Source organism: Dongia rigui (assembly GCF_034044635.1).
GTDB classification, from domain to species: Bacteria; Pseudomonadota; Alphaproteobacteria; order Dongiales; family Dongiaceae; genus Dongia; species Dongia rigui.
Window position 1 is genome coordinate 720,280 of sequence record NZ_JAXCLX010000002.1, and the last position, 21,984, is coordinate 742,263.

The 21,984-nt window shown below is 63.0% G+C and carries 23 protein-coding genes and 1 other RNA gene; 14 read left to right on the top strand and 10 right to left on the bottom strand.

The genetic code is table 11. The features are described from left to right. The first annotated feature begins 2 nt into the window (after positions 1 to 2). The 6 genes from dhaL to dhaK are packed head-to-tail and all read left to right on the top strand — an operon-like array spanning position 3 to position 4,424. The gene (gene dhaL, locus SMD31_RS14920; RefSeq protein ID WP_320501694.1) at positions 3 to 614 is read left to right on the top strand and encodes a dihydroxyacetone kinase subunit DhaL; all 612 of its coding nucleotides are present in this window, start codon (positions 3 to 5) and stop codon (positions 612 to 614) included. Further along, complete coding sequence (gene dhaM / locus SMD31_RS14925; protein ID WP_320501695.1) at positions 611 to 1,000, top strand: dihydroxyacetone kinase phosphoryl donor subunit DhaM; 390 nt, start codon at positions 611 to 613, stop codon at positions 998 to 1,000. The genes dhaL and dhaM overlap by 4 nt, the downstream gene beginning before the upstream one ends. Positions 1,001 to 1,038: 38 nt before the next feature. Continuing rightward, on the top strand, positions 1,039 to 1,386 hold the full coding sequence (locus SMD31_RS14930; protein ID WP_320501696.1) for an HPr family phosphocarrier protein: 348 nt from the start codon (positions 1,039 to 1,041) through the stop codon (positions 1,384 to 1,386). After that, positions 1,376 to 2,977, top strand: a complete 1,602-nt coding sequence (gene ptsP, locus SMD31_RS14935) for a phosphoenolpyruvate--protein phosphotransferase (RefSeq protein WP_320501697.1) — start codon at positions 1,376 to 1,378, stop codon at positions 2,975 to 2,977. Before SMD31_RS14930 ends, ptsP begins: the two co-directional genes overlap by 11 nt. Beyond that, positions 2,974 to 3,399, top strand: coding sequence for a hypothetical protein (locus tag SMD31_RS14940; protein ID WP_320501698.1), 426 nt, complete (start codon positions 2,974 to 2,976; stop codon positions 3,397 to 3,399). Before ptsP ends, SMD31_RS14940 begins: the two co-directional genes overlap by 4 nt. Positions 3,400 to 3,422: 23 nt before the next feature. Next, entirely contained in the window at positions 3,423 to 4,424 is a 1,002-nt protein-coding gene (gene dhaK / locus SMD31_RS14945) for a dihydroxyacetone kinase subunit DhaK (protein WP_320501699.1), read from the top strand. A gap of 1 nt (position 4,425) precedes the next feature. Here dhaK and SMD31_RS14950 read toward each other — a convergent pair whose 3' ends face one another. The 5 genes from SMD31_RS14950 to SMD31_RS14970 form a co-directional block, all read right to left on the bottom strand. Then, on the bottom strand, positions 4,426 to 5,325 hold the full coding sequence (locus SMD31_RS14950) for a carbohydrate kinase family protein (RefSeq protein ID WP_320501700.1): 900 nt from the start codon (positions 5,323 to 5,325) through the stop codon (positions 4,426 to 4,428). Positions 5,326 to 5,328: 3 nt separating this feature from the next. Then, positions 5,329 to 6,357 (bottom strand): SIS domain-containing protein, encoded by a 1,029-nt coding sequence (locus SMD31_RS14955; protein ID WP_320501701.1) that lies wholly within the window; start codon positions 6,355 to 6,357, stop codon positions 5,329 to 5,331. Continuing rightward, positions 6,357 to 7,202 (bottom strand): carbohydrate ABC transporter permease, encoded by an 846-nt coding sequence (locus SMD31_RS14960; protein WP_320501702.1) that lies wholly within the window; start codon positions 7,200 to 7,202, stop codon positions 6,357 to 6,359. The genes SMD31_RS14955 and SMD31_RS14960 overlap by 1 nt, the downstream gene beginning before the upstream one ends. 4 nt (positions 7,203 to 7,206) lie before the next feature. After that, positions 7,207 to 8,091 (bottom strand): carbohydrate ABC transporter permease, encoded by an 885-nt coding sequence (locus tag SMD31_RS14965; RefSeq protein ID WP_320501703.1) that lies wholly within the window; start codon positions 8,089 to 8,091, stop codon positions 7,207 to 7,209. A gap of 86 nt (positions 8,092 to 8,177) precedes the next feature. Further along, complete coding sequence (locus SMD31_RS14970; RefSeq protein ID WP_320501704.1) at positions 8,178 to 9,446, bottom strand: extracellular solute-binding protein; 1,269 nt, start codon at positions 9,444 to 9,446, stop codon at positions 8,178 to 8,180. A gap of 217 nt (positions 9,447 to 9,663) precedes the next feature. On the opposite strand from SMD31_RS14970, the gene SMD31_RS14975 reads away from it, so the two are divergent. Further along, complete coding sequence (locus SMD31_RS14975; protein ID WP_320501705.1) at positions 9,664 to 10,893, top strand: ROK family transcriptional regulator; 1,230 nt, start codon at positions 9,664 to 9,666, stop codon at positions 10,891 to 10,893. Between the two features lie 4 nt (positions 10,894 to 10,897). Here the strand turns inward: SMD31_RS14975 and SMD31_RS14980 are convergent, their stop codons facing one another. Then, the gene (locus tag SMD31_RS14980) at positions 10,898 to 12,013 is read right to left on the bottom strand and encodes an ABC transporter substrate-binding protein (RefSeq protein WP_320501706.1); all 1,116 of its coding nucleotides are present in this window, start codon (positions 12,011 to 12,013) and stop codon (positions 10,898 to 10,900) included. Positions 12,014 to 12,297: 284 nt separating this feature from the next. Between SMD31_RS14980 and SMD31_RS14985 the strand changes: the two genes are divergently transcribed. From SMD31_RS14985 to SMD31_RS14995, 3 genes are read left to right on the top strand one after another with little or no spacing between them, the layout of a single operon-like run. Further along, positions 12,298 to 13,272, top strand: coding sequence for an ABC transporter permease (locus SMD31_RS14985; protein WP_320501707.1), 975 nt, complete (start codon positions 12,298 to 12,300; stop codon positions 13,270 to 13,272). 3 nt (positions 13,273 to 13,275) lie between these two features. Beyond that, entirely contained in the window at positions 13,276 to 14,079 is an 804-nt protein-coding gene (locus tag SMD31_RS14990; RefSeq protein WP_320501708.1) for an ABC transporter permease, read from the top strand. Between the two features lie 4 nt (positions 14,080 to 14,083). Next, positions 14,084 to 15,184 (top strand): ABC transporter ATP-binding protein, encoded by a 1,101-nt coding sequence (locus tag SMD31_RS14995; RefSeq protein ID WP_320501709.1) that lies wholly within the window; start codon positions 14,084 to 14,086, stop codon positions 15,182 to 15,184. Here the strand turns inward: SMD31_RS14995 and SMD31_RS15000 are convergent. The 4 genes from SMD31_RS15000 to tkt form a co-directional block, all read right to left on the bottom strand. Next, on the bottom strand, positions 15,181 to 16,386 hold the full coding sequence (locus SMD31_RS15000; RefSeq protein ID WP_320501710.1) for a serine hydrolase domain-containing protein: 1,206 nt from the start codon (positions 16,384 to 16,386) through the stop codon (positions 15,181 to 15,183). The two genes, SMD31_RS14995 and SMD31_RS15000, sit on opposite strands and share 4 nt — an antisense overlap. 209 nt (positions 16,387 to 16,595) lie before the next feature. Beyond that, positions 16,596 to 16,994, bottom strand: coding sequence for an MAPEG family protein (locus tag SMD31_RS15005; RefSeq protein WP_320501711.1), 399 nt, complete (start codon positions 16,992 to 16,994; stop codon positions 16,596 to 16,598). 124 nt (positions 16,995 to 17,118) lie between these two features. Beyond that, complete coding sequence (gene gap / locus SMD31_RS15010; protein ID WP_320501712.1) at positions 17,119 to 18,129, bottom strand: type I glyceraldehyde-3-phosphate dehydrogenase; 1,011 nt, start codon at positions 18,127 to 18,129, stop codon at positions 17,119 to 17,121. 141 nt (positions 18,130 to 18,270) lie between these two features. Then, positions 18,271 to 20,268 carry a transketolase gene (gene tkt / locus SMD31_RS15015; RefSeq protein ID WP_456077537.1) on the bottom strand — a complete coding sequence of 666 codons (1,998 nt, stop codon included), beginning with the start codon at positions 20,266 to 20,268 and terminating at the stop codon, positions 18,271 to 18,273. Positions 20,269 to 20,565: 297 nt separating this feature from the next. Here tkt and SMD31_RS15020 point away from each other — a divergent pair, with 297 nt between their 5' ends. The 4 genes from SMD31_RS15020 (at position 20,566) to SMD31_RS15035 (ending at position 21,981) form a co-directional block, all read left to right on the top strand. Next, complete coding sequence (locus SMD31_RS15020) at positions 20,566 to 20,793, top strand: hypothetical protein (protein ID WP_320501714.1); 228 nt, start codon at positions 20,566 to 20,568, stop codon at positions 20,791 to 20,793. 5 nt (positions 20,794 to 20,798) lie between these two features. Beyond that, entirely contained in the window at positions 20,799 to 21,128 is a 330-nt protein-coding gene (locus SMD31_RS15025) for a cell division protein ZapA (protein WP_320501715.1), read from the top strand. A 14-nt stretch (positions 21,129 to 21,142) separates the two neighbouring features. Continuing rightward, positions 21,143 to 21,300: non-coding RNA, 6S RNA (gene ssrS / locus SMD31_RS15030), on the top strand. A gap of 84 nt (positions 21,301 to 21,384) precedes the next feature. Next, positions 21,385 to 21,981 (top strand): 5-formyltetrahydrofolate cyclo-ligase, encoded by a 597-nt coding sequence (locus tag SMD31_RS15035; protein ID WP_320501716.1) that lies wholly within the window; start codon positions 21,385 to 21,387, stop codon positions 21,979 to 21,981. Positions 21,982 to 21,984: the final 3 nt, after the last annotated feature.

A 21,984-nucleotide genomic window follows, 5' to 3' on the forward strand; every position in this document is an offset into this window, starting at 1 on the left:
GCATGACGAATAGCGTGGAACTTCGCCAGAAACTGGTCGCTGCCGTGCTGCAGGTTGTCGAGAGCCATGCCGAGGAATTGACCTCGCTCGACCAGGCGATCGGTGATGGCGATCACGGCATCAACATGAAACGCGGTTTCGAGGCGGTGGCGGCGGATGCTGCGAGCCTCACGGCCAAGCCCTGGCCGGAATTCCTCAAGGCCGTCGGCATGACGCTGGTGATGAAGGTGGGTGGCGCCTCAGGACCGCTCTTCGGCACACTGTTCATGACCCTGGGCAAGGAATTGCCCTTGGAACCCAGCCAGGACGATCTGGTGAAGGCCTTCCGGGCCGCCATCGTGGCGGTGCAAGGCCGCGGCAAGGCGGAGCCTGGGCAGAAGACCATGCTGGACGTGCTCATCCCGGTGGCTGAGCAACTGGAAGGCGGCAATCGAGACCTCGATGCGTTGGCGGCCAAGGGACATGCCGCCGCCGAGGCGACGAAGCCTATCAAGGCCATTCGCGGCAGGGCGTCGTTCCTTGGCGACAGGTCGATCGGGCATATGGATCCAGGTGCCAGGTCATCGGCCCTGTTGATCGAGGCGGTGGCCGGCGTTTTGAAGGAAGTGGCATGAGCTGCGTCGGCATTGTCATCGTCTCTCATTCGCCCAAGGTGGCCGAAGGGGCCGCCGACATGGTGCGCCAGATGGTCGGTCCCGAAGTGCCGCTCGCCTGGTGCGGCGGTGACCCAGCCGGCAACCTCGGCACCTCGGTCGAACGCATATTGGAGGCGATCGACAAGGCCTGGTCGGAGGCCGGTGTCGCCATTCTGGTCGACCTCGGTGGGGCGGAGACCAATTCGGAAATGGCCGTCGAGATGCTGCCGGAGGAACGCCAGGGCCGGGTCGTGGTCTGCAACGCGCCGATCGTCGAGGGCGCCGTGATCGCCGCGACCGAGGCGTCGGGCGGGTCGGCGCTGGACATCGTGCAGCGAACAGCCGAAGAACTGTCGCCGCAGTAGCGGCAACGAGTCGTACCGAAATTCTAAGTCAGGTGAGCATGAGCGAAACAGCGATCACGGCGGCCATCGAGATCACCAACCCGACGGGGCTGCATGCCCGGCCGGCGGTGAAGATGACCAAGCTCGCCAAATCGTTTGCCGCCAAAGTCCAACTGGCTTTCGATGCCGCCGGCCCCTGGATCGATGCCAAGAGCGTGGTGAAGGTAATGGCGCTGAAGGCGCCCAAGGGGGCGGTCCTGCATTTTGTCGCCGATGGTGCCGATGCGGCTGGAGCGGTCGCGGCCCTGGTCGATCTGGTGAAGCGCGATTTCGATGAGAACCATGAGGACGGAGCGGCGGATCCCGCAGCAGGCCAAGTGCATGGCGGCCAGGGGCATGGCGGCTGAAGCCTGGCATAAGGGCCGGCCGGCCTCGCCCGGCCTCGTCGCCGGCCCGCTCTTCGTCGCGCGACCGATGCGCCGGGGGGTGGGTGTTGCGGGCAGCCCGGCGGATGAAGCGGCGAAGCTCCGTGGCGCCATCGCGCATGCGATGGCGGCAATCGAGAAATTGCAGGCGACAGCCAGCGACGATGCCGCCGAGATTCTGGAGTTCCAGGTCGCGATGCTGGGTGACGAGGCCCTGGCCGAAGGCGCCTTTGCCGCCATCGCCGAGGGGACGGCGGCCGATGCTGCCTGGACGGCGGCCCTTGATGTGCAGATCGCCGAATATGCCGAGGCCGCCGACGAATACTTCCGTGCCCGCGCCAGCGATCTCAGCGATATCCGCGACAGCGTCCTGGAACATCTGCTGGGCGGTGGCAGCGATTTACCGCCGGCTGGCGCCATCTATCTCGGCGAAGATATGTTACCATCGCGATTCCTCAGCTGCGATTGGTCGGCGGGTGGTGGCATTGCGCTCACAGGCGGCAGCCCCAGCAGCCATGTCGCCATGCTGGCGCGGGCGCGTGGCGTGCCGATGGTGGTGGGGCTGAAGCTGGATCTTGGCGCGCAGAACAATGCGTCTGCAGCTTTGCTTGATGGCGAGGGCGGCCGGATCAACCTGGCACCCAGCGCCGAGGCGACCCTGGCCTTCCAGGGCGATGTCGCCAAGGCCAGCACCGAGGCGGCACGCTGGGAGCAGTACCTGCGCCAGGCGGCCAAGACCGCCGACGGCGAGCGGGTGCTGACGCAGATCAACGTCGCAGCGCCGGCAGAGCTCGACCACCTCGATCCCGCGATCTGCGATGGCATCGGCCTGGTCCGCACGGAATTTCTGTTCCACGACCAGCCGAGCCTGCCGGACGAAGCCAGCCAATTTGCCGTCTATCAGCGCATCGTCAGGTGGGCGGCCGGCCGGCCGGTGACCATCCGCACGCTCGATGCCGGTGGCGACAAGCCGATTGCTGGCCTGTCGATGGAAGCCGAATCCAACCCGTTCCTGGGGTTGCGCGGCATCCGCCTGTCGCTTGCCTATCCGGATATCTTCCGTGTGCAGTTGCGGGCCCTGGCGCGCGCCGCAGTTGCGGGACCGCTCAAGGTCATGCTGCCGATGGTGACGGTGCCGGACGAGATCACGGCAACCGCGGCCCTGCTCGATGACGAGGTGGTAAAGCTGCAGGCGGCGGGCATTCCCTGCCGCCGGCCGGACCTTGGCATCATGGTCGAGGTGCCGGCGACGGCGCTGGCGATCGAGCGCTATCCGGCGGCGTTCTTCTCGATCGGCTCCAACGATCTCACGCAATATGTGACCGCCTCGGCGCGCGACATCGCCTCCGTGGCTGGCCTCAATGACACCGCCAACCCAGCGGTTCTGCGCCTCATCGGCGAAGTGGCCGGTTACGGCCGGAGGGCCGGCATCGATGTCAGCCTGTGCGGCGATGCCGGCGGCGATGCGCGCCTTTTGCCGCTGCTCTTGAACGCCGGCGTCCGTAATGTGTCGATGGCGCCCAAGATGCTGGCGCGAGCGAAATCCGTCATCGCCAACTGGCGCCCATCTTGAGTGCCGATACTGACAATGTGAGCGTTGAAGCCACGGCGATGGCCGAATACAAGGGCATTCTGCAACGTCTGCTCGATAACCGGCCGTCCGGTACGCGGCAGCGACTGGCACATGCCCTGGGCAAAAACCGCAGCTTTATCACGCAGATCACCAATGCCAGCTATGCCGTACCGATTCCGGCGCCGCATCTCGAGACGATCTTCGAGATCGTGCATTTCCCGACCCATGAACGGCAGGCCTTTCTTGACGCCTATGGGCGGGCGCATCCGGGTCGGCTACAGCGCGCGCAATCGAGCCGACGCATCCGGACGGCGACCTTGCACGTGCCCGATCTTGGCGACGAGGAACGCAATCGCCGATTAGATCATATGTTGAGTGAACTCGCCGTCCAGGTCGCCAAGATCGTCGAAGACGGCCAATAATAGTCAGTCTGGGAGAACTCGAGATGAAGAAGCTGATCAATGCCGTCGATACCGTCCTGTCGGAAACGCTCGACGGCTTTGCTGCCGCCCATGCCGATATCGTAGAATTGGGCGAGGAGCGTAAGTTCCTCCGCCGCAAGGCCTTGAAGAAGGGCAAGGTGGCGCTCATTTCCGGCGGTGGCTCGGGACACGAGCCGTTGCATGGCGGGTTTGTCGGTCATGGCATGCTGGATGCTGCTTGCCCCGGACAGGTCTTTACCTCGCCGACGCCGGACCAGATGCTGGCGGCGGCACAAGCGGTCGATACCGGGGGCGGCGTCCTCTTCATCGTCAAGAACTATGAGGGCGACGTCATGAATTTCGCCATGGCGGCGGAAATGGCGGGCGACATGATCGGCAGCCCGATTGCCACCATCATCACCGATGATGACGTGGCGGTTGAAACATCGACCTATTCAACCGGGCGTCGTGGGGTCGCCGGGACGATGATCGTCGAGCGCCTTGTGGGTGCCGCGGCGGAGCAGGGGCAGGATATCAACGCGCTGCAGGCCTATGGCAAGGCGGTCAACGCGCGCACGCGCTCGATGGGCGTGGCACTCACCAGCTGCACCGTGCCGGCGGCGGGCAAGCCAACCTTCACCCTTGCCGACAATGAGATGGAAATGGGCGTCGGCATCCATGGCGAGCCGGGACGCCGCCGGGTCAAACTGGCCTCGGCCGACGACATCGCCGCTGAAATGATGGGGGCCATCACGGGCGATCTGGCGCCAAAGCCCGGTCAGCAGGCGGTGCTGCTGGTCAACGGTTTCGGCGGCACGCCGTCGATGGAGCTTTACATCATGTGCAACGCGGCCCGAAAGATTCTTGCTGGGCAGAAGGTGCTGGTGGCGCGCTGCCTGGTTGGTTCCTATGTGACGTCGCTCGAAATGGCCGGCTGCTCGCTCACCCTGGCGCTGGTCGAGGACGGCGACTTGGCACTGTGGGATTCGCCGGTCCACACGGCGGCTCTGCGCTGGAAGATGTAAGCTAGAGGTATTGTCGTGGCAGGGTGGCGACGGCGCGCGATGCCGTGCGGATCCCGGCGGCGATCGCGTCACTGAAGGCGCTGCCGACTGCGATCTCGGCGAGATACGCGGCGTCGAACACATCGCCAGCGCCGATGGTGTCGACCGGAATGACCTTGGGCGCGGGCAGGGTGACGCGCTCTCCGCGATGTAGCCCAACGGCACCGGCCGGACCGCATTTGACCACGATATGTGCCTCGGCCGGCATCAGCGCCGCCAGCGCGTCGATGGCTGCGGCGACGGAGGATGTGTGGGTCAAGGCGGTCGCCTCGACCTCATTGAGGAGCAGGTGGTCGCAGCCATTGAGCCAGCCACGCGTTGTGTCGACGATCTGCGGCGTCCAGCCTGCGATGGGCCAGCCGGTATCCAGCGCCACAGCGATGTCATGCGAATGCAGCCAAGAAATGAGCGTGCGATAATCCGCCGTCAGCGCATCGGTGAGATATGAGCCGACCAGGAGGGCGATGCCGCCCTTGGCCAAGGCGATGTCGATCATGCCCATCACCTGATCGGTGGTGAGTACCGGCATGTGGCCGGGAATGGTGAAGAAGGTGCGCTCGCCATCCGGATGCGTCACGCCCACTGAAAATGTCGTCGGCGTCTTGGCGACAGGCCAGCGGCCGGCATGGGCATGGAAGGTCGCACGCAGCCAATGGCCGAAATGATCCTCGCCCGTATTGGCGGCGATCTGATAGGGGACACTCAGCGCATCCCAGGCGAGGGCGACATTGCCGGCAGCACCGCCGACGCGCACTTCGCCATGGTCGACCAGGGCCTCGGTGCCCGGCTGCGGCCACGGTTGGCACGGGCCGACAATGATGTCGACATTGACGTTGCCGATGACGATGAGGGGACGGCGCACGGACTACTCCTCGCGCGTGATCTTGCCGCTGCGAACCGGCGTGCCGACATTTGGCACCCGCGCATCGGCCAGGTCGATCACCAGTTTCTGCGCGGGCGGCAGCAGGGCAAGGGCTGCGGCAACGCCGGCGGCCTTGGCGACAGGCAGATGGATGCTGCCGCGGACAGGCTGGCCGCCGCTGGCATCCAGGACCACGGTCGGGGAGCCGGCGGCGACACACAGCTTGGCAAGGCCGTCGACCAGATCGCCGGTCGCCTCAGCAGCCTTCGCCAGGACGACACCGACCGACGCGCCGAGGATTTCCAGCGGCCCGTGGCGGAACTGGCCGCCCTCCAACGCCTGTGCCGGCAGCCGGCCAAGTTCCATGGCGCCAAGTGCCGCCGCTTCGGCAAGGCCGCGCATCTCGCGGCCGGAGAAGACCAGGGCGTTGACGCCCTTGAGGGCGGCCAACGCCGGCGCGAGGTCTGGCATCTCGGGCCGATCCAAAGCGTTGAGAGCCGCTGCCGGATCGTCGCCGAGTTCGGCAAGGACGCGCTGATGCAAGGCCAGGCTGATGAGGAGGCTGCGCGTGGCGGCAAAGGCACGCTCGGTACCACCTGTGCCGACCAGCGACGGACAGCTCCGTGCCAGCGACGAGCCGCCTTCGAGGGTCAGCCCGAATACATTGTCGTGCTTCCCCAGCGCCTCGAACAGGCGGACGACTTCGACGGATTCACCCGATTGCGACGTGACAATGACGACGCTACGGCTGAGCTCAAGCGGTGCATAGAGCTGTTCGGACAGCGGTAGAGAAATGGCCTGGATGCCAAGTGCCCGATAAGCCGGCTCGACCATGCGATTGACGGCATGCGAGGCACCCATGCCGAGCAGGACCAGCGACGTGTTGCTGCGCAGCGCCCCGGCGACCTTGACCGCCACCGCGCCATTGCCGTCATAGGATTGGCGCGCATCGGCGTGCTGCCGGGCCATTTCGGCGTGGAGCGCGAGGAGGCCCGGACCCGGATTGGGATTGGTGGGGCGGGTTGTCATCATTATCCTTTCACGCCGCCGGCGGTCAGGCCGGAGACGAGCGATTTTTGCAGGAAGAAGCCGATCAGTACCGGCGGCAGCGACGCCATGACACCCGCCGTGGCGATGAGGCCGTAATCGGCGACACGGCCGCCGGCAAGGTCGGCAATGAAGACAGGCAGGGTCTTCGAATCCTTCGCTGTGAATAGCAGCGCATAGAAGAATTCATCCCAGGCGAGGAGAAAAGCGAAGAGGCCAGCAGTGGTGAGGGCCGGCCGCGCCAGCGGCAAGGTGATGCGCCGCAGGATCTGGTCGAGCCGCGCGCCGTCGATCATGGCGGCCTGTTCGATCTCGGCCGGCACATGGTCGAAGTTACTTTTGAGCAGCCAAGTGGTGAACGGCGCCAGGATGCTGAGATAGACGATGGCGAGGCTGAAGACCGAATTGAGCGCACCCATGGCACTCAAGGCAAAATACATCGGCACCACCAGCGCCACTGGTGGCAGCATATAGGTAGCGACCACGACATAGAGCGAGAAATTGAGGCGCCCATGGGCGCGTGAGACCGACCAGGCCGCAGGGATGGCGACAGCGAGTGCGCCGAGCGAGGCGATCAGGGCCACGGCAAGGCTGTTCTTCAAGGCCGAGAGGAAGGCGATGCCGACGCTGTTTTCCGCCAGCGAGACGATTTCGCCGTAACGGTGAAGATCGAGCTTCTGCGGCAGCCAGCGCAAGGGCAGGGTGGTGAGGTCATTGGTATCAGAGATGCTCATGATGAGCAGCCAGACCAATGGCGCCAGCACGAAGATGCCGAGGATCAATGCACTCGCGTAGATGAAGATGCTGAAGGGGAGGCTGCGGCGTTCCATGGGCTTAGCGAAACTCCCCTTGGCGGCGCAACAGGCCTACATAGCCCGCAATGAGCAAGGAACTGACCAGCACCATGACGAGCGCTACCGAGGCGCCGATACCGGCCTTCTGGAACGAGAAGGCCTGTTCATAGACCAGCATGCTGACGGTCTTGGTGCTGTTGGCGGGACCGCCACGGGTCATCACCCAGATGATGTCGAAGACCTTGAAGGCCTCGATGGTGCGCAACACGATGGCGACGGTGAGCGGGCCGATGAGATAAGGCAACACCACGGCGCGGAAGCGCGACCAGGGACCGGCGCCATCGATCACTGCCGCGGCGTGCAATTCGCGCGGCACGGATTGGAGGGCAGCGAGTGCAATCAAGGTCACCAGGGGGAAGTTCTTCCAGACATCGGCAAGGCACACGGCCAGCAAGGCGGAGCCAGGTTCACCGAGCCAGGAGCGATAGGAATCGATGAGGCCGGTTTGCGTCAGGAGCGCATTGAAGGCGCCGAAATCGGGATTGTAGATGAGACGCCACATGGTGGCGTTGACGACGGTGGGCAGCGCCCAGGGCAGGATCAGCAGTGCTCGCAGCAGATTGCGGCCGATGAATTTCTGATCGAGCAACAGGGCGGCACCAAGGCCGATGGCGAATTCGGCAGTGACGGAGATGAGAACGAAGCGGACCGTGGTCCACACGACGTTCCAGAACATGCCGCTGGACAGAACGCGGGCGAAATTGTCGGTGCCGACCCAGTTGACGTCGCCGCCGATCAGCTTGGCGTCGGTGAAGCTGACGCCCACGGTCTTGGCGAGCGGCCAGCCGATGATGAATGTCATGACGGCGAGGAGGGGCGCCAGCAGCAGCCAACTCCGCAGCATCATCCATCGTCCGCTCATCATCGGGATCTTCGTTCCTGAGAAAAAGTTAAGAAAAGGGCGGCCGGATGTCGGGTCCGGCCGCCCAATATATCAGAGACGGCTGGGGCTTAGAGGCCGCCGCCGGCACTTTCGGCCGCGGTCTTCAGCGCCTCTTCCGGCGTCGCCTGCTTCAGCAGGGCGGCATGGATCGCCTGCTGCAGCTGGGTCGACATCTGCTGGTAGGTCGGCGTTGTCGGACGCGGGAACATGAGCCCGAGCGAGGTCTTGGCGGCGGCAACCAGGGCTTCCTGGCCGGTGGTGACGGCCGGTGAGCTGTAGGAATCGGCCCAGATCGGCAGGCTGAGCTTGGCGAACTTTTCCTGTTCCGCCTTCGAGGTCATGAAGGCGATGTAGTTCCAGGCTTCATCCGGATGCTTGCTGGTCGAGGTGATGCCGAGGCCCATCGAACCATTGACGGCCGAGGCTTCGCTCTTGCCTTCGACGCCCGGCGCCGGCACGACGCCGACCTTGCCCACGATCTTCGATTCCTTCGGGTCGCCATTGGCCATGTTGTACATGTAGGTCCAGTTGAGGGCGAAGGCTGCCTCGCCGCTGGAGAAGACGCGGCGCACGTCTTCCTCGAGATATTCCTTCGAGTTCGGGTTGCTGAGGCCGGCGTCGAGCGAATCCGCCATGTATTTCAGCGCATCGACACCGCCGCCGGTCTGGAAGGCCGGCTTGCCGTCGGCATCGAGGAACGAGCCGCCGAAGGCCGAGACCAGCGTGGTGTAATCGCAGATGGCGGCTTCGGCCTGGGCCCAGCTCCAGACGATGGGGAACTCAGCGAGCTTCTTTTCCTTGATGATCTTGGCCTGATCGAGCAATTCGGCCCAGGTCTTGGGCGGCGTCTTGATGCCGGCCTTCTCAAGAATCTCCGTGTTATAGAAGAGGTACTTGGTGTCGAGAATCCAAGGCAGGCCATAGCGCTTGTTCTGGTATTCGACGGTGGTCCAGGCACCCGGCAGCACGCCGTCCTTCATCTCCTGCGTCACCTTGTCGGTGACGTCGAGCAGGACTTTGTTCTCGGCGAATTCCGCCGGCCAGATCACGTCGAAGAGCACGACGTCGTAGCCGCCGCCGGCACCCTGGGCCAACGTCGTCTTATCGTGCAGGCCCTCATAGGGGACGAATTCGAGATTGATTTTGACGCCCGGATTGGCGGCTTCAAAATCGGCCGTCATGGCGCGGACGTTGTCCTCGCTATAAGCGGCCTGCGCCATGAAGAGGGCGTTCAAGGTGGTGTCGGCGAGGGCGCCGAAGCTCAAGGATTGCGCGCCGGCGAGAATGGCGCCGCCGACGATCGCCTGCATGAGGCGTGAGCGATAAGTGGTGAACATCAAAACCTCCCTAAGATACCTGCCCTGATGGCAGCAACGTTCCACGCTCCCGAGGGTGACGTGCCGAAAGCCGAAGCTGACCTTCCGCCATCCAACGCACCGTGCTGTTTGTTCACTTGCACGCCGGACCGTCACTGGTGATAATAAATCAATTTAGTTGACTTAATAAGTTTCGAGCAAAATTTCGACCCTGTCAATGGAGTTCCCGGCGGTGCAAATGAAGCGCGCCATCCTCGCCACGGCGGGCACCAATCTGGGGGGTGCCAGTGCCCATAACCGACGGGTCGTGTTCGACGCGTTGCGGCTCAATGGCGCCCTGTCGCGGGCCGAAATCGCGCGCGCCACGCAGCTGACGCCGCAGACGGTCAGCAACATCATCGACCAGTTCGTCCATGACGGGCTGGTAGCGGCTGACGAGCCCTTGCGCGGCGCCCGCGGCCAGCCGGCAACACCCTATCGCATCGAACCCGGCGGTGCCTGGTCGATCGGCATCGAGATCGACCGGCATCGGGTGCTGGGTGTGGGTGTCGACCTTGCCGGCACGACGCTGAGCCGCCGCCATTGCCGCCTGCCGGCTGGTGGGCCGAAACGGGGATTGGATATCGTGCTGCAGGTAATTGCCGACATTCGCCGGGACCTAAAAGAAACGGTGGGACGCGCAAAAGGGGCGCCATTGCTGGGCCTTGGCATCGCGATGCCGGGGCCGTTCGGGCTCAATGACGACGTGGCGCCCGATGATCCGCTGCTCGACCCCTGGGTCATGCGGGAATGGCACAGTTTTCCCTTGATGGATTGCCTCACCGACGCCACCGGGTTGGAGGCGCGCCTGCAGAACGATGCCAGCGCTGCGGCGATTGCCGAGAAGATGTATGGCGTTGCCCGCAGCCTCGACAATTTCGTCTATCTTTTCCTAGGCTACGGTCTGGGCGCCGGCATCGTCATCCAAGGCGAGATTTATGCCGGCATGGGTGGCAATGCGGGTGAAATCGGCCAGCTGCCGGCCATGCCTCTCGGGCCGCACGGACCGCAGCGATCGCTGGAAGAGTTCGTATCGATCCTGTCGCTGTGCCGGGCGGCCGGACTGGATCCGGCAAGCCCCGATCTCTTTGACGAAATGCATGCGCTGACGGAAAAGGGCGATAAGCGGCTTTGGGCCTGGGCGGAGCAGGCCGGGCGGCATTTGCGCCAAGCCGTGCAGATCGTCGAAGCCCTCTTTGATCCGCAGACGGTTGTTCTGGGCGGGCAGGTGCCAAAAAAGCTGCTGGCGGAAATCGCGCGGCATATCGAGCCGCTGCTGCCCTCGGTCTCGGCGCGGCCGCTGCGCAAGCGCCCAAGGCTCGCCCTCGGCACGGCAGACCTGTGGGCCGTTGCCGAGGGCGCTGCCATGGAACCGATCGCCCGGACCTTCGATCCGCAGTTCCGGGCGATCTTCAAGACGGTCGAGTGAGCGCTTACTGCTTCAGCGCCTTAATCTCTTCCCACAACTTGATGTATTTCTGGTTTCGCACCGTCTCGACTGGCTCGAATAGGATGCCATCGGCGAGATAGGCGACCGGATCGGTGATGCCGAGGGCCGCCACTTTGGCCGGGTCGGCAATCTCGAACGCCTTCCGGTTGGCATGGCCGTAGCCATATTCGTTGATGAGGTATTTGCCCGTCTCGGGCGACAGCCAGGCGTCGAGGAAGTCATATGCTGCGGCTTCATCCGCCTTGCCGGTGTTGAGCAAGGTGAGGCCGCAGAGCCAGGTAAAGCGGCCTTCCTTCGGCTTGGCGAAGGCCATCGGGATGCCCTGCTCGCTCAGGCTTTTCACCGCTTCGTTCCAGGCATAAGCGGCGACGATCTCACCCGATGCCAGCGCCTGGTTGATTTCTGTCTGGTCGGTCCACAGGAAGCGACTGTTCTTGACCATCTTCTCAGCCAGCGGCCTTGTCGCCGCCAATTCCTCGTCGGTCATTTCGAAGATCTTCTTGCGCGAATAGCCAAGGAGCAGGCCGGCAATCTCGAGGGCCCCTTCAGTGTCGGACATCGACACCTTTCCTTCATAGCGTTCGTCGGTGAAGATGGACCAGGACTCATTCTGGGCGAAATCCGGTTCCACGAGATCAGTGCGATAAGCGATGCTGGAAATGCCCCAATCGGCGGGGGCCATATAGACTTCGCCATTGACCATGACGCCGCCGGTCTTCAAAGGATCGAAGATATCGTTCCAGTTGCTAAGGCGTGCCGTGTCGATCGGCTTGGCGATCTTGGCTTCGACGAAGGGCAGCAGCGAATAGGTGCAGGGATGCACGGCATCGGCGTTGAAGCCGCCGCGCACTTTTTGCAGCGCTTCATCCTCATTGGCGAAGATCGAGAAGGCTGGCGGGGCGCCGTACTTCGTGACATAGGAGCCGAACAGTTCCGGTATGTCGTAGCCGCTCCATTCCATGACGACGAGCGGATCGGCAGCGCGGGCGCGGTTCGGCATCAGCATCATGCCGATGCCAAAGGCTGCGGCGGAACGCATCACGTCGCGGCGGGAGACGCGGCCCTGCGACATGCGATCGATGAATTTCACGCGGTTCATTCCTGAAAGCCCCCTATCGATATTGTTTGTTATGAGATTGCCGGATGGTCCCTGTTGAATGGTACGGGGCGAATTTGACGACTGGCTGTATACGGCTGTCAACGCCGTTTGCGGCGTGCCTGCGCTCACAACGTGCTGATGCTGCGATGCATGAGGAGAGTTCGCGCATGCATGAATTGCCATCCGCTTGACAGTGCGGTCATCGGCATTTGAAACTTGGCCTCAAGACATGGCGTCTAATGACTGTGTCACAGGGATGGTGGCGTGATCGGGATTTACACGAAATGAGTGATGCTGTCGGAAGCAGCATCACGGCTGGCACGACGCGCCGTAAAGGCACGATTCTGCAGCGTTATCCGTGGCTGAGCGGCTATGCGCTGATGATGCCGACCTTGGTCGTCATGCTGGCGATGCTGGTGACGCCCCTTGTCGCAATGGTCGTAAGGAGTTTCTGGACACAGAATGTGTTCGAGATCGATACGACCTTCACCTTGCGCAACTACCTGCAGATTTTCGGGCCGGGCGAGAAGACGACCTATTGGATGGGGATCCCGTTTCCGCTCGCCAATCCGGTCTATCTTATCCTGTTGGTCAAATCGATTTTGATGTCGCTCTGCGTCACGGCCTTCGTCCTGCTGCTGGCCTACCCGATGGCCTATTTCATGGCTTTCCGTGTGAAGCGACATAAGGTCTTGTGGCTGATCCTCATCACCGTGCCAATCTGGACCAGCTATCTGCTGCGGGTCTTTGCCTGGAAGATCATGCTGGGTTTCAACGGCATCATCAATTCCGGCCTCATCAAGCTGGGGCTCATCGACAAGCCGCTGGAATTCCTGCTCTACAGCCCGACTGCGGTGATGCTCACCCTGGCCCATGCCTGGGTCGCCTTTGCCATTCTGCCGATTTATGTGAGCCTGGAGAAGATCGATCGGTCGTTGCTGGAAGCAGCGACCGATCTTGGCGACAGGCCCTGGGAGCGCTTCTGGCACATCACCTTGCCGCTGTCGGCGCCGGGCACGATCGCCACGGCGCTGATGGTGTTCATCCCGACTGTGGGCGATTACGTGACGCCGGCGCTGGTCGGCGGGTCTGGCGGCAGCATGATCGGCAACAGCATTCAAATTCTCTTTGGCCGCCAGAACGATGCGCCGCTGGGTTCGGCCGTGTCGATCGTGATGATGGCCATGGTCAGCGCCGTCGTCTGCCTGTTCCTGTGGGCGGTCGGCTACCGCAAGATTCGCGCACGCGAGGCGATCTGAGCCATGCGCAAGAAGACCAATCTGCTCTTGCTCTATGCGCTGGCGTTCCTCGTCTTCCTTTACGGGCCCGTGCTGCTGCTGCCGCTGTTTTCGTTCAATGACGGGCTCTACGCGATCTTCCCGTTGAAGGGCTTCACGCTGAAGGCCTATCAGCAGATGGCGCATGACCCATCGCTGATCAAGGCGTTGAAGAACAGCCTGGGCGTTGCGGTCGGTGTGTCGATCGTCAGCACCGCCTTCGGCCTGCTGGCGGCGATGGGTGTCACTCATTACAAGCTGCCAGGCCGTGGCCCGATCATGAGCGGCATCATGTTGCCGATGGTGGTACCCAGCATCATCCTGGCGGTGGCGCTGCTCGTGATCTTGCGTCAGGTCTTCGATATTCCGCTCACCCTGTGGACGGTGGGGGCGGGGCATGTCCTGATCTGCGTACCGTTTTCGATGATGGTGCTGATGGCGCGTCTGGAAGGCTTTGATAAGAGCCTCGAGGAGGCCTCGGCCGATCTTGGCGAAAGCAGCTGGATGACCTTCTGGCGGGTGACATTCCCGCTGGCGCTGCCGGGCGTCGTTTCCAGCCTGCTCATGTCCTTCACCATTTCGCTCGACGAGTATGTGATCGCCTTCTTCCTGTCGGGCCTCGATCAAACGCTGCCTATCTTCCTCTACAGCCAGCTGCGTTTCCCGCAGCGGCTGCCGATGACGCTGGCCTTGGGCAGCACCATCCTGTTCGTCTCGACCATTATCGTCATCGTTTCTGAAGTCGTGCGCCGTCGCGGCGTTCCTACGGCCAAGCCAAGTGGATTATGAGATCATGACCGGTGCCGACACCATTATCTCGCTTAACAATGTCTCGCGGCATTTTGGGCCGGTTCGCGCCGTCGACGACGTGAGCTTCGAGATAAAGCGTGGCGAGTTCTTCTCGCTGCTGGGACCGTCGGGTTGCGGCAAGACCACGCTGTTGCGGATGCTGGCAGGCTTCGAGGTGCCGACGGCAGGCGCCATCGTCATCGACGGCCAGGATGTTTCGGCGGTACCGCCTTATGCGCGGCCGACCAACATGGTGTTCCAGAACTACGCCATCTTCCCGCATCTCAATGTCGGCCAGAACATCGCCTATGGGCTGCGCAAGAAGGGCCTCACGAAGCCGGACCTGGCGCGCATCGTCGAAGAGGCGCTGGAACTCATCAAGATGCCGGGCTATGGCAGCCGTGCCAGCCACCAACTGTCCGGTGGCCAGCGCCAGCGCGTGGCGCTTGCCCGTGCGCTGGTGTGCAAGCCCAAGGTGCTGCTGCTCGATGAACCGCTGGGGGCTCTTGATAAGAAGCTGCGGGAAGAGATGCAGATCGAATTGCGCCAGATCCAGCGCAGCGTCGGCGTTACCTTCGTCTTCGTGACTCACGACCAGGAGGAGGCGCTGGCCCTGTCAGACCGCATTGCGGTGATGTCGGGCGGCAGGGCGTTACAGATCGATACCGCCAACCGGCTCTATGAAGCACCGAATTGCCGTGAGGTCGCGGCCTTCATCGGCTCGATGAATTTCTTTACCGGCAAGGTGAAGGCAGTGGCCAATGGCAATGTCGATGTTGATGCCGGCGCCGCCGGGGCGCTTTCGGTTGCCGTGAGCGGCCAAGTGCCGGCGATCGGGTCGCAAGTGACTGTGGCAGTGCGGCCGGAAAAGATGCGGCTCAACTGGGCGGCACCGGCCGTTGGCGGAAATGCCGTGTCCGGGAAAGTCGCGGCGGAGGCCTATTTCGGCGACCGCAGCCATTACCATGTCACGATCGAGGGCCTGTCGGCGCCGGTCGCCGTCGCCCACCAGAAGGCCGATCGCCGGCTGGATGACCAGGAGACGGTCGGTCGTCCAGTCTGGTTGACCTGGCCGCAGCATGCCGGCGTGCTGCTGACCGACTAGCCGATCTGGGCCGCGATGGCGCGCAAGGCGGCAAGGATGTGTCGGTCCATTGCTTCATCGACCGGCAGGGGCTGCGAGGAGACTTTTACAGCCACCATCTCGGCCTTGCGGTCGATATAGATCCACTGGCCATGAATGCCGACGGCACAGAATGCCTCGCGCGCGTCATCGACGACATACCATTTGCTGCGATACTTGCCGCCGGGAATGAAATTGGCCATGTCGCCGCGTGCCCAGGCGCCCGCATCGCCATTCTTCACGATATCGTCGACCCATGCACGGGGGACGACGGTCTTGCCGCCAGCGGTGCCGTGATTGCGCATCATCTCGCCAAAGCGGGCGAGGTCGCGCAGGGTTGCACTCATGCCACCGGCCGTGCGCGCGGCGCCTAAGCGATCGACGGTCACATAGGCCGGCATTTCGGCACCGATATGCTGCCAGATACCCTCGCTGAGGATATCGGCGAGCTTGCGGCCCGAGGCGCGTTCCAGCAGCCAACCCAAGAAGTCCGAATTGGGCGACACATAGTGAAAGGCGTGGCCGTGATCACCTGTCGCCCGGCGGATGCTGGCAAGAAAGCTGCGCAGATCGCCGGCTGTTTCCGGATTGTCGACCGGGTTCCAGCCACTCGCCTTGCGATAGCGCATGAAGTCGCCTTCGGGGTCGAGGTAATTCTCGGTGAAGTCGATCGCCACGGTCATGTCGAGCACATGGCGCACGGTTGCATCGCCATAGGCCGAGTTCTTCGCCTCAGGCAGGTACTGCGTGACGGGGGCGTCCGGATCGAGCTGGCCGCTCTCCACCAGCAGGCCGGCAAGCGCACCCGTGATCGATTTGCTGACCGAAAAGACGATATGTGGCCGGTTGGCGGCGAGCGCTGCCGCGTAATGCTCGGTCAGGATACGGCCCTGGCGCAGCACCAGGAAACCATCGGTGAAGGTGTCGGCCAGCATGCCCGCAACGATCCCGTTCTGGCCGTCGCTGGTGCGATAGCCCACGGCGCTGAGATCGGTCGGCGCCGCAATCAGCGGAACCATGCTTGCAGGATCATGGGCGATGATGGCGCTGGGGACGATCTCGGACACATGCGAGAAGGACCAGCGGTTGAATGGGGCATTGCGCCAATTGGCCAGGGTCACCTGGTCGGCGGCATCGGCCGGCGAGGCTTGCATCAACCCGGCCTGAAACGGCATTCCATCCATCGCGCTATCCATCCAGTCATTCGGTCGTTTAACAGTGCCGCAATCTAGCGCTGCGCGCTGGGTGCTGCCAAGGCCCGGAGACCGTCGTTTACGGCATGCAAGGATAGACGGCGGCGAAGCTGTGGCCGCGGGCGAACTGTAGAGTGTGGCCGGATCGCGATCGGGGCCGCAATGACTTGGCCACGGCCAAGGCCGCGCCGGCGGAAAAGTCAGATCAGCTCGACAATCAGCAATACGATGCCAACCATCGATACGGCCCAGCTGGCCGTCCGCAGCCATGGAATACCGACGAGGTAAATGACGGCATAGGCCAGCCGCGCCCAGAAGAAGAGTTGCGCGCCGAGAACAGTCATCGGCGCGCTGTGACCCGTTACCTGAACGATCAGGACCAATGCGGCGAAAAGCGGCAGGTTTTCCAGCATGTTGCGATGCGCCCGCTGGGCTCGACCGGCGAGGCCCAAGGCCGTCGGCATGCCCTCACGGTTACCGGCCAGTGTCGGCAGACCGACCTGGGTTTGCAGCGTGACTGCGGAAACGACCATTTGCACCAGGCAGAGGATGACGCTCCAGACCAGGAGTGAAAGTTCCGTCGGCAGTTCCATCGGCATGACAACCTCCCCCTTATGACGAAGCGGCAATGATAGCGTGGGGCCGCGCCATTCGATAGGGGTGGTAAAAGAAAAGCCCCCGCGTCAGGGACGCGAGGGCTCTTGGAGGACCGTGCCGGCGCTCTTAACCGAGCTTACCGACCGCAACGAGCGTATCGCACATCCGGTTGGAGAAACCCCATTCATTGTCGTACCAGCTCAGCACGCGCACCAAGGTGCCTTCGATGACCTGGGTCTGCGACAGATCAAAGGTCGAGCTGTTCTGGTTGTGATTGAAGTCGATCGACACCAGCGGCTGGTCGTTGGTGCCAAGAATGCCCTTCAGCGGACCGCTGGCGGCAGCCTTGATGATCGCGGCGTTGACTTTTTCCTTGGTCGTGGGTTTCGACGCCACGAACTTGAAGTCGACGACCGAGACATTGGGCGTCGGCACGCGGATCGACGACCCGTCGAGCTTGCCGGCCATTTCCGGCAGCACCAGGCCGACGGCCTTGGCGGCACCGGTCGTGGTCGGGATCATGCTGAGGGCCGCGGCGCGCGCGCGGTAGAGGTCCTTGTGCATGGTATCGAGCGTCGGCTGGTCGCCGGTATAGGAATGGATCGTCGTCATGTAGCCATGCTCGATGCCGATCGCCTTGTTGAGGACGGCAACGACCGGCACCAGGCAGTTCGTGGTGCAGGAGGCGTTCGAGATGATCTTGTGCGCTTTTTTGAGCTTCTTGTCGTTGACGCCATAGACGACGGTAAGGTCCGAATTGGTGCCCGGGGCCGAAATAACGACGCGCTTGGCGCCCGCCGCAATGTGCTGCATCGCCTTTTCACGGTCGGTGAACAGGCCGGTGCATTCGGCAACGACGTCGATCTTGAGGTCCTTCCACGGCAGCTTGGCCGGATCGCGCTCGGCCGTCACTGTGATCCAGCCGCGGCCCACATCCATGGCGCCGGCCTTGGTCTTCACCTCGCCCGCAAACGCGCCGTGCACGGAATCGCGGCGGAAGAGGTGTGCGTTGGTCTCGACGGGGCCGAGATCGTTGATCGCGACGATCTCGAGGTCCTTGCGGCCCGATTCCATCATCGCACGGAGCACGAGACGGCCGATGCGGCCGAAGCCATTGATCGCAACCCGGATTGCCATGTTCTTACCTTTCTCGATATTGAGCGAATGCCCTAACTACAGCGTCATTGCCGGGCTTGACCCGGCAATCCACTCTTGCAGTTGATAGAGTGGATGCCCGGGTCAGGCCCGGGCATGACGAATGAAACAGTCGGTCCAAGCTTAAAGTTTCGCGGTCACGGCGTCGACGATGGCCGCCGGCGTGATGCCGAAATTGGTATAGAGATCGTTGATCGGAGCGGAGGCGCCGAAGCCCTTCATGCCGATGAAGATGCCGTCCGTGCCGATATAGCGCTCCCAGCCGAAGCCGATGGCCGCCTCGACTGCGACCTTGAGGCCCGTGCCCAGCACTTCCTTCTTATAGGCAGCCGATTGCTGCTCGAAGAGTTCCCAGCTCGGCATCGAGACGACGGCGGTGCCGATGCCTTTTTCTTCCAGGATCTTCTGCGCCTCGACCGCGATGGCGACTTCGGAACCGGTCGCCATCAATGTCACCTTGCGCTCCTTCTGCGTCGGGCGGATGACATAGGCGCCGCGTGCGCAATGGTTGGCATTGGCGGCGTCGGCGCGCAGATGCGGCAGGGCCTGGCGGGTGAGGGCCAGAACCGACGGCCGGTCCTTGGTGGTCAGCGCCAGCGCCCAGCACTCGGCCGTTTCCATCGTGTCGCACGGACGGAAGACGAGGAGGTTGGGGATCGCGCGCAAGGCCGCCAGCTGCTCGACCGGCTGGTGGGTCGGACCGTCTTCGCCGAGACCGATCGAGTCATGCGTCATGACATATATGACGCGCTGGTTCATCAGCGCGGAGAGGCGAATGGCCGGACGGCAATAATCGGTGAAGACCAGGAACGTGCCGCCGAAGGGAATGACGCCGCCATGCAGGGCCATGCCATTCATCGCCGCGGCCATGCCGTGCTCGCGGATGCCGTAATAGATATAGTTGCCGCCGTAATTCTCGGCCGTGACCGGCTTCGTCGCCTTGGCCTTGGTGTTGTTCGAACCGGTGAGGTCCGCCGAGCCGCCGATCAGTTCGGGAATGGCCGGAACCAGGGTGTCGAGGACCAGTTGCGACGACTGACGGGTGGCTAGCTTGGGCGCATCCTTGGCGATGCTGGATTTGAGATCGCCGAGGACCTCGGCGAAGTTCGCCGGCAGGTCGCCCTTCATCACGCGCTCGAACTCGGCCTTCTGGCTGTTGGCGTCGAGGCGCTTGCTCCAGGCATTCATGTCGGCAGCGCCACGGCTGCCGATCCCGGCCCAGGCGGATTTGATATCAGCGGGAATTTCGAACGGCGCATGGGACCAGCCGAGCTTCTCGCGGGCGCCGGCCACTTCTTCCTTGCCGAGCGGCGAGCCATGGGTTGCCGAGGTGCCGGCCTTCTTCGGCGCGCCGAAGCCGATCACCGTCTTGCAGGCGATGAGGCTGGGTTTTGAGGATTTCTTGGCGGCGGCGATGGCGGCCGAGACGGCCTCCGGGTCATGGCCGTCGACCCGCGCGGTCGACCAACCACTCGCCTCGAAACGCTTCAACTGGTCGTCGGAGCAGGAGAGGGAGACCGAACCATCGATCGAGATGCCGTTATCGTCGAAGAGAACGATGAGCTTGTTGAGCTTCAGATGGCCGGCGAGCGAGATCGCCTCGTGGCTGATGCCTTCCATGAGGCAGCCGTCACCGGCGATGACATAAGTGTAGTGGTCGACCAGATCGTCGCCAAAGCGGGCGTTCAGCATGCGCTCGGCAAGGGCGAAGCCGACCGAATTGGCGATGCCCTGGCCGAGCGGACCCGTGGTCGTTTCGACGCCTGGCGTATGACCGAATTCCGGATGGCCCGGCGTCTTGCTGCCCCATTGGCGGAAGCGCTTCAACTCGTCGAGCGTGACACCCGGCACACCGGTGAGGTGCAGCAGCGAATACATCAGCATCGAACCGTGACCGGCGGAGAGGATGAACCGGTCGCGATCCGGCCAGCAGGGATTGGCGGCGTTGAACTTCAGATGGCGCTGAAAGAGGACCGTCGCCACATCGGCCATGCCCATCGGCATACCCGGATGGCCGGAATTGGCAGCCTCGACGGCATCCATCGATAAAGCGCGGATGGCGTTGGCGAGGTCTTTGTGGGGGATCGTGCTCTTGGCGGCGGCGGCCGAGTTGGCGTCCATCATCATTCCTTGGATGACCGGTAGATACCGGGGAATCCTCACATGGCGGCCGACCGATCCGGCCACCGGATCGGGGCGGAACATGCCCGCCTGGGGCCGCTAGGTCAACACCGGATTCCCGCTGAATTTGGCGCAAAGTTCCAAGTTCTTGCAGCTCTGTGACAGTTTGGAAGGCGGCTTCGGTTGACGTCGCTTGAAGAGGTCGAGTAAACGAGAAGAACAATATGTTTGAAACCGGCCCCGCGAGGCCGGAAACAGAATCGGACCGTCGCAACCGGGGGCAGGAACCGACCAAGGATGTCCAAGCTGGATATGGCATTGAGCCGCCTCGACGCGGCGATGGCGCGACTGGATTCGGCGGTCGAGGATAGCTCCTCCCGCGGGTACCAGGATCGCGACCTCTTGCAGACCGAATTGGCTGTGCTGCGGCAGACCTATACGCTGCTGCAGACTGAGGCCCGTTTGGTCTCGGACCGGCTCGATGATGTGATCGGACGCATGCATACCGTGACCGAGGGGGCCTGAACACCATGCCGACCGTCACCATTGCGTTGAATGGCCGCAACTATGACATCGCCTGCGGTGAAGGCGAGGAGGGGCGGGTCCAGGAACTGGCCGGCGAACTGCGCCGCCGCATGGAGGGCCTCGCCAAGAATGCCGGGCCGGTCGCTGAAAACCTCCTGTTTGCGCTGACCGGCATCCTCTTGGCCGACGAGCTTGACCAGAAAAACCGGCAGATCGCACAGCTGAAAGGCCAGCAGGAAGACCTGGTGCAAAGGCGCGAGATTGCCCTTGCCGATACCATCGAACGCCTCGCCGTGAAGATCGAGGCTATTGCGGCCAGGCTGGAAGCAGCCTAAGTACCTCCTTGGGCGGACCGCTACGGGGTGCGATAGCCGGGTAATCCCTGAGGCCAATTCTAACCTCTAGGGAGCTGTCCCTACCTGGACCCTTGGTCCTGGCATATGGCGCCCACCTGCTTAGGCAGGCCACGGAGGATTCATACGTGCGAACGGCCCAGGTGGCACCGCCCACCTCATCACAGCCGCATCTCTGATCGATAAACCCGATCAAAGGTGCGGCTGTTTGCTATTTGGTCGATCAAAGTAAGGCTCCATGGATTCCGCAGAACTCGCTGATTTTAAAACACAATTGCGCAAAGAGGCCTTTGCGGTCAGGGAACAGGCGTGGCGTGCCGACCCAGATGCGGGTGAGGGGCTGGAGCGCCATCTGATCGAAGCTTTGGCCATGCCACCCGGGATCGCCATCTCCGGTTACTGGCCGTTGCCGGGCGAGATCGACGTGCGGCCGGCGCTGCGGCACTACCATCGTGAAGGCCACCGGATCGGTCTGCCGGTCGTCATCGGCAAGCACCAGCCGCTGGTTTTCCGGTCGTGGGATCCGGCAGTCGACCTTGTGCAGGGCAGTTTCCGAGTCATGACCCCGCCGCCCGAGGCGCCGGAAGTGGTGCCGACCATCCTTTTGGTGCCGCTGCTCGCCTTCGATCCGGAGGGCTATCGACTGGGCTATGGCGGCGGCTTTTATGATCGCACGCTGGCCAAGCTGCGAGCCGAGGCGCATGCTGTGGCGGTCGGTGTGGCCTATGGCGCCCAGGAGGTACCGCAGGTGCCGCGCGGCACCTTCGACCAGCCCCTCGACTTCATTGTGACAGAGCACGCCGTGTTCAAGTTTTCAGACAAGATCGGATTCTAACTG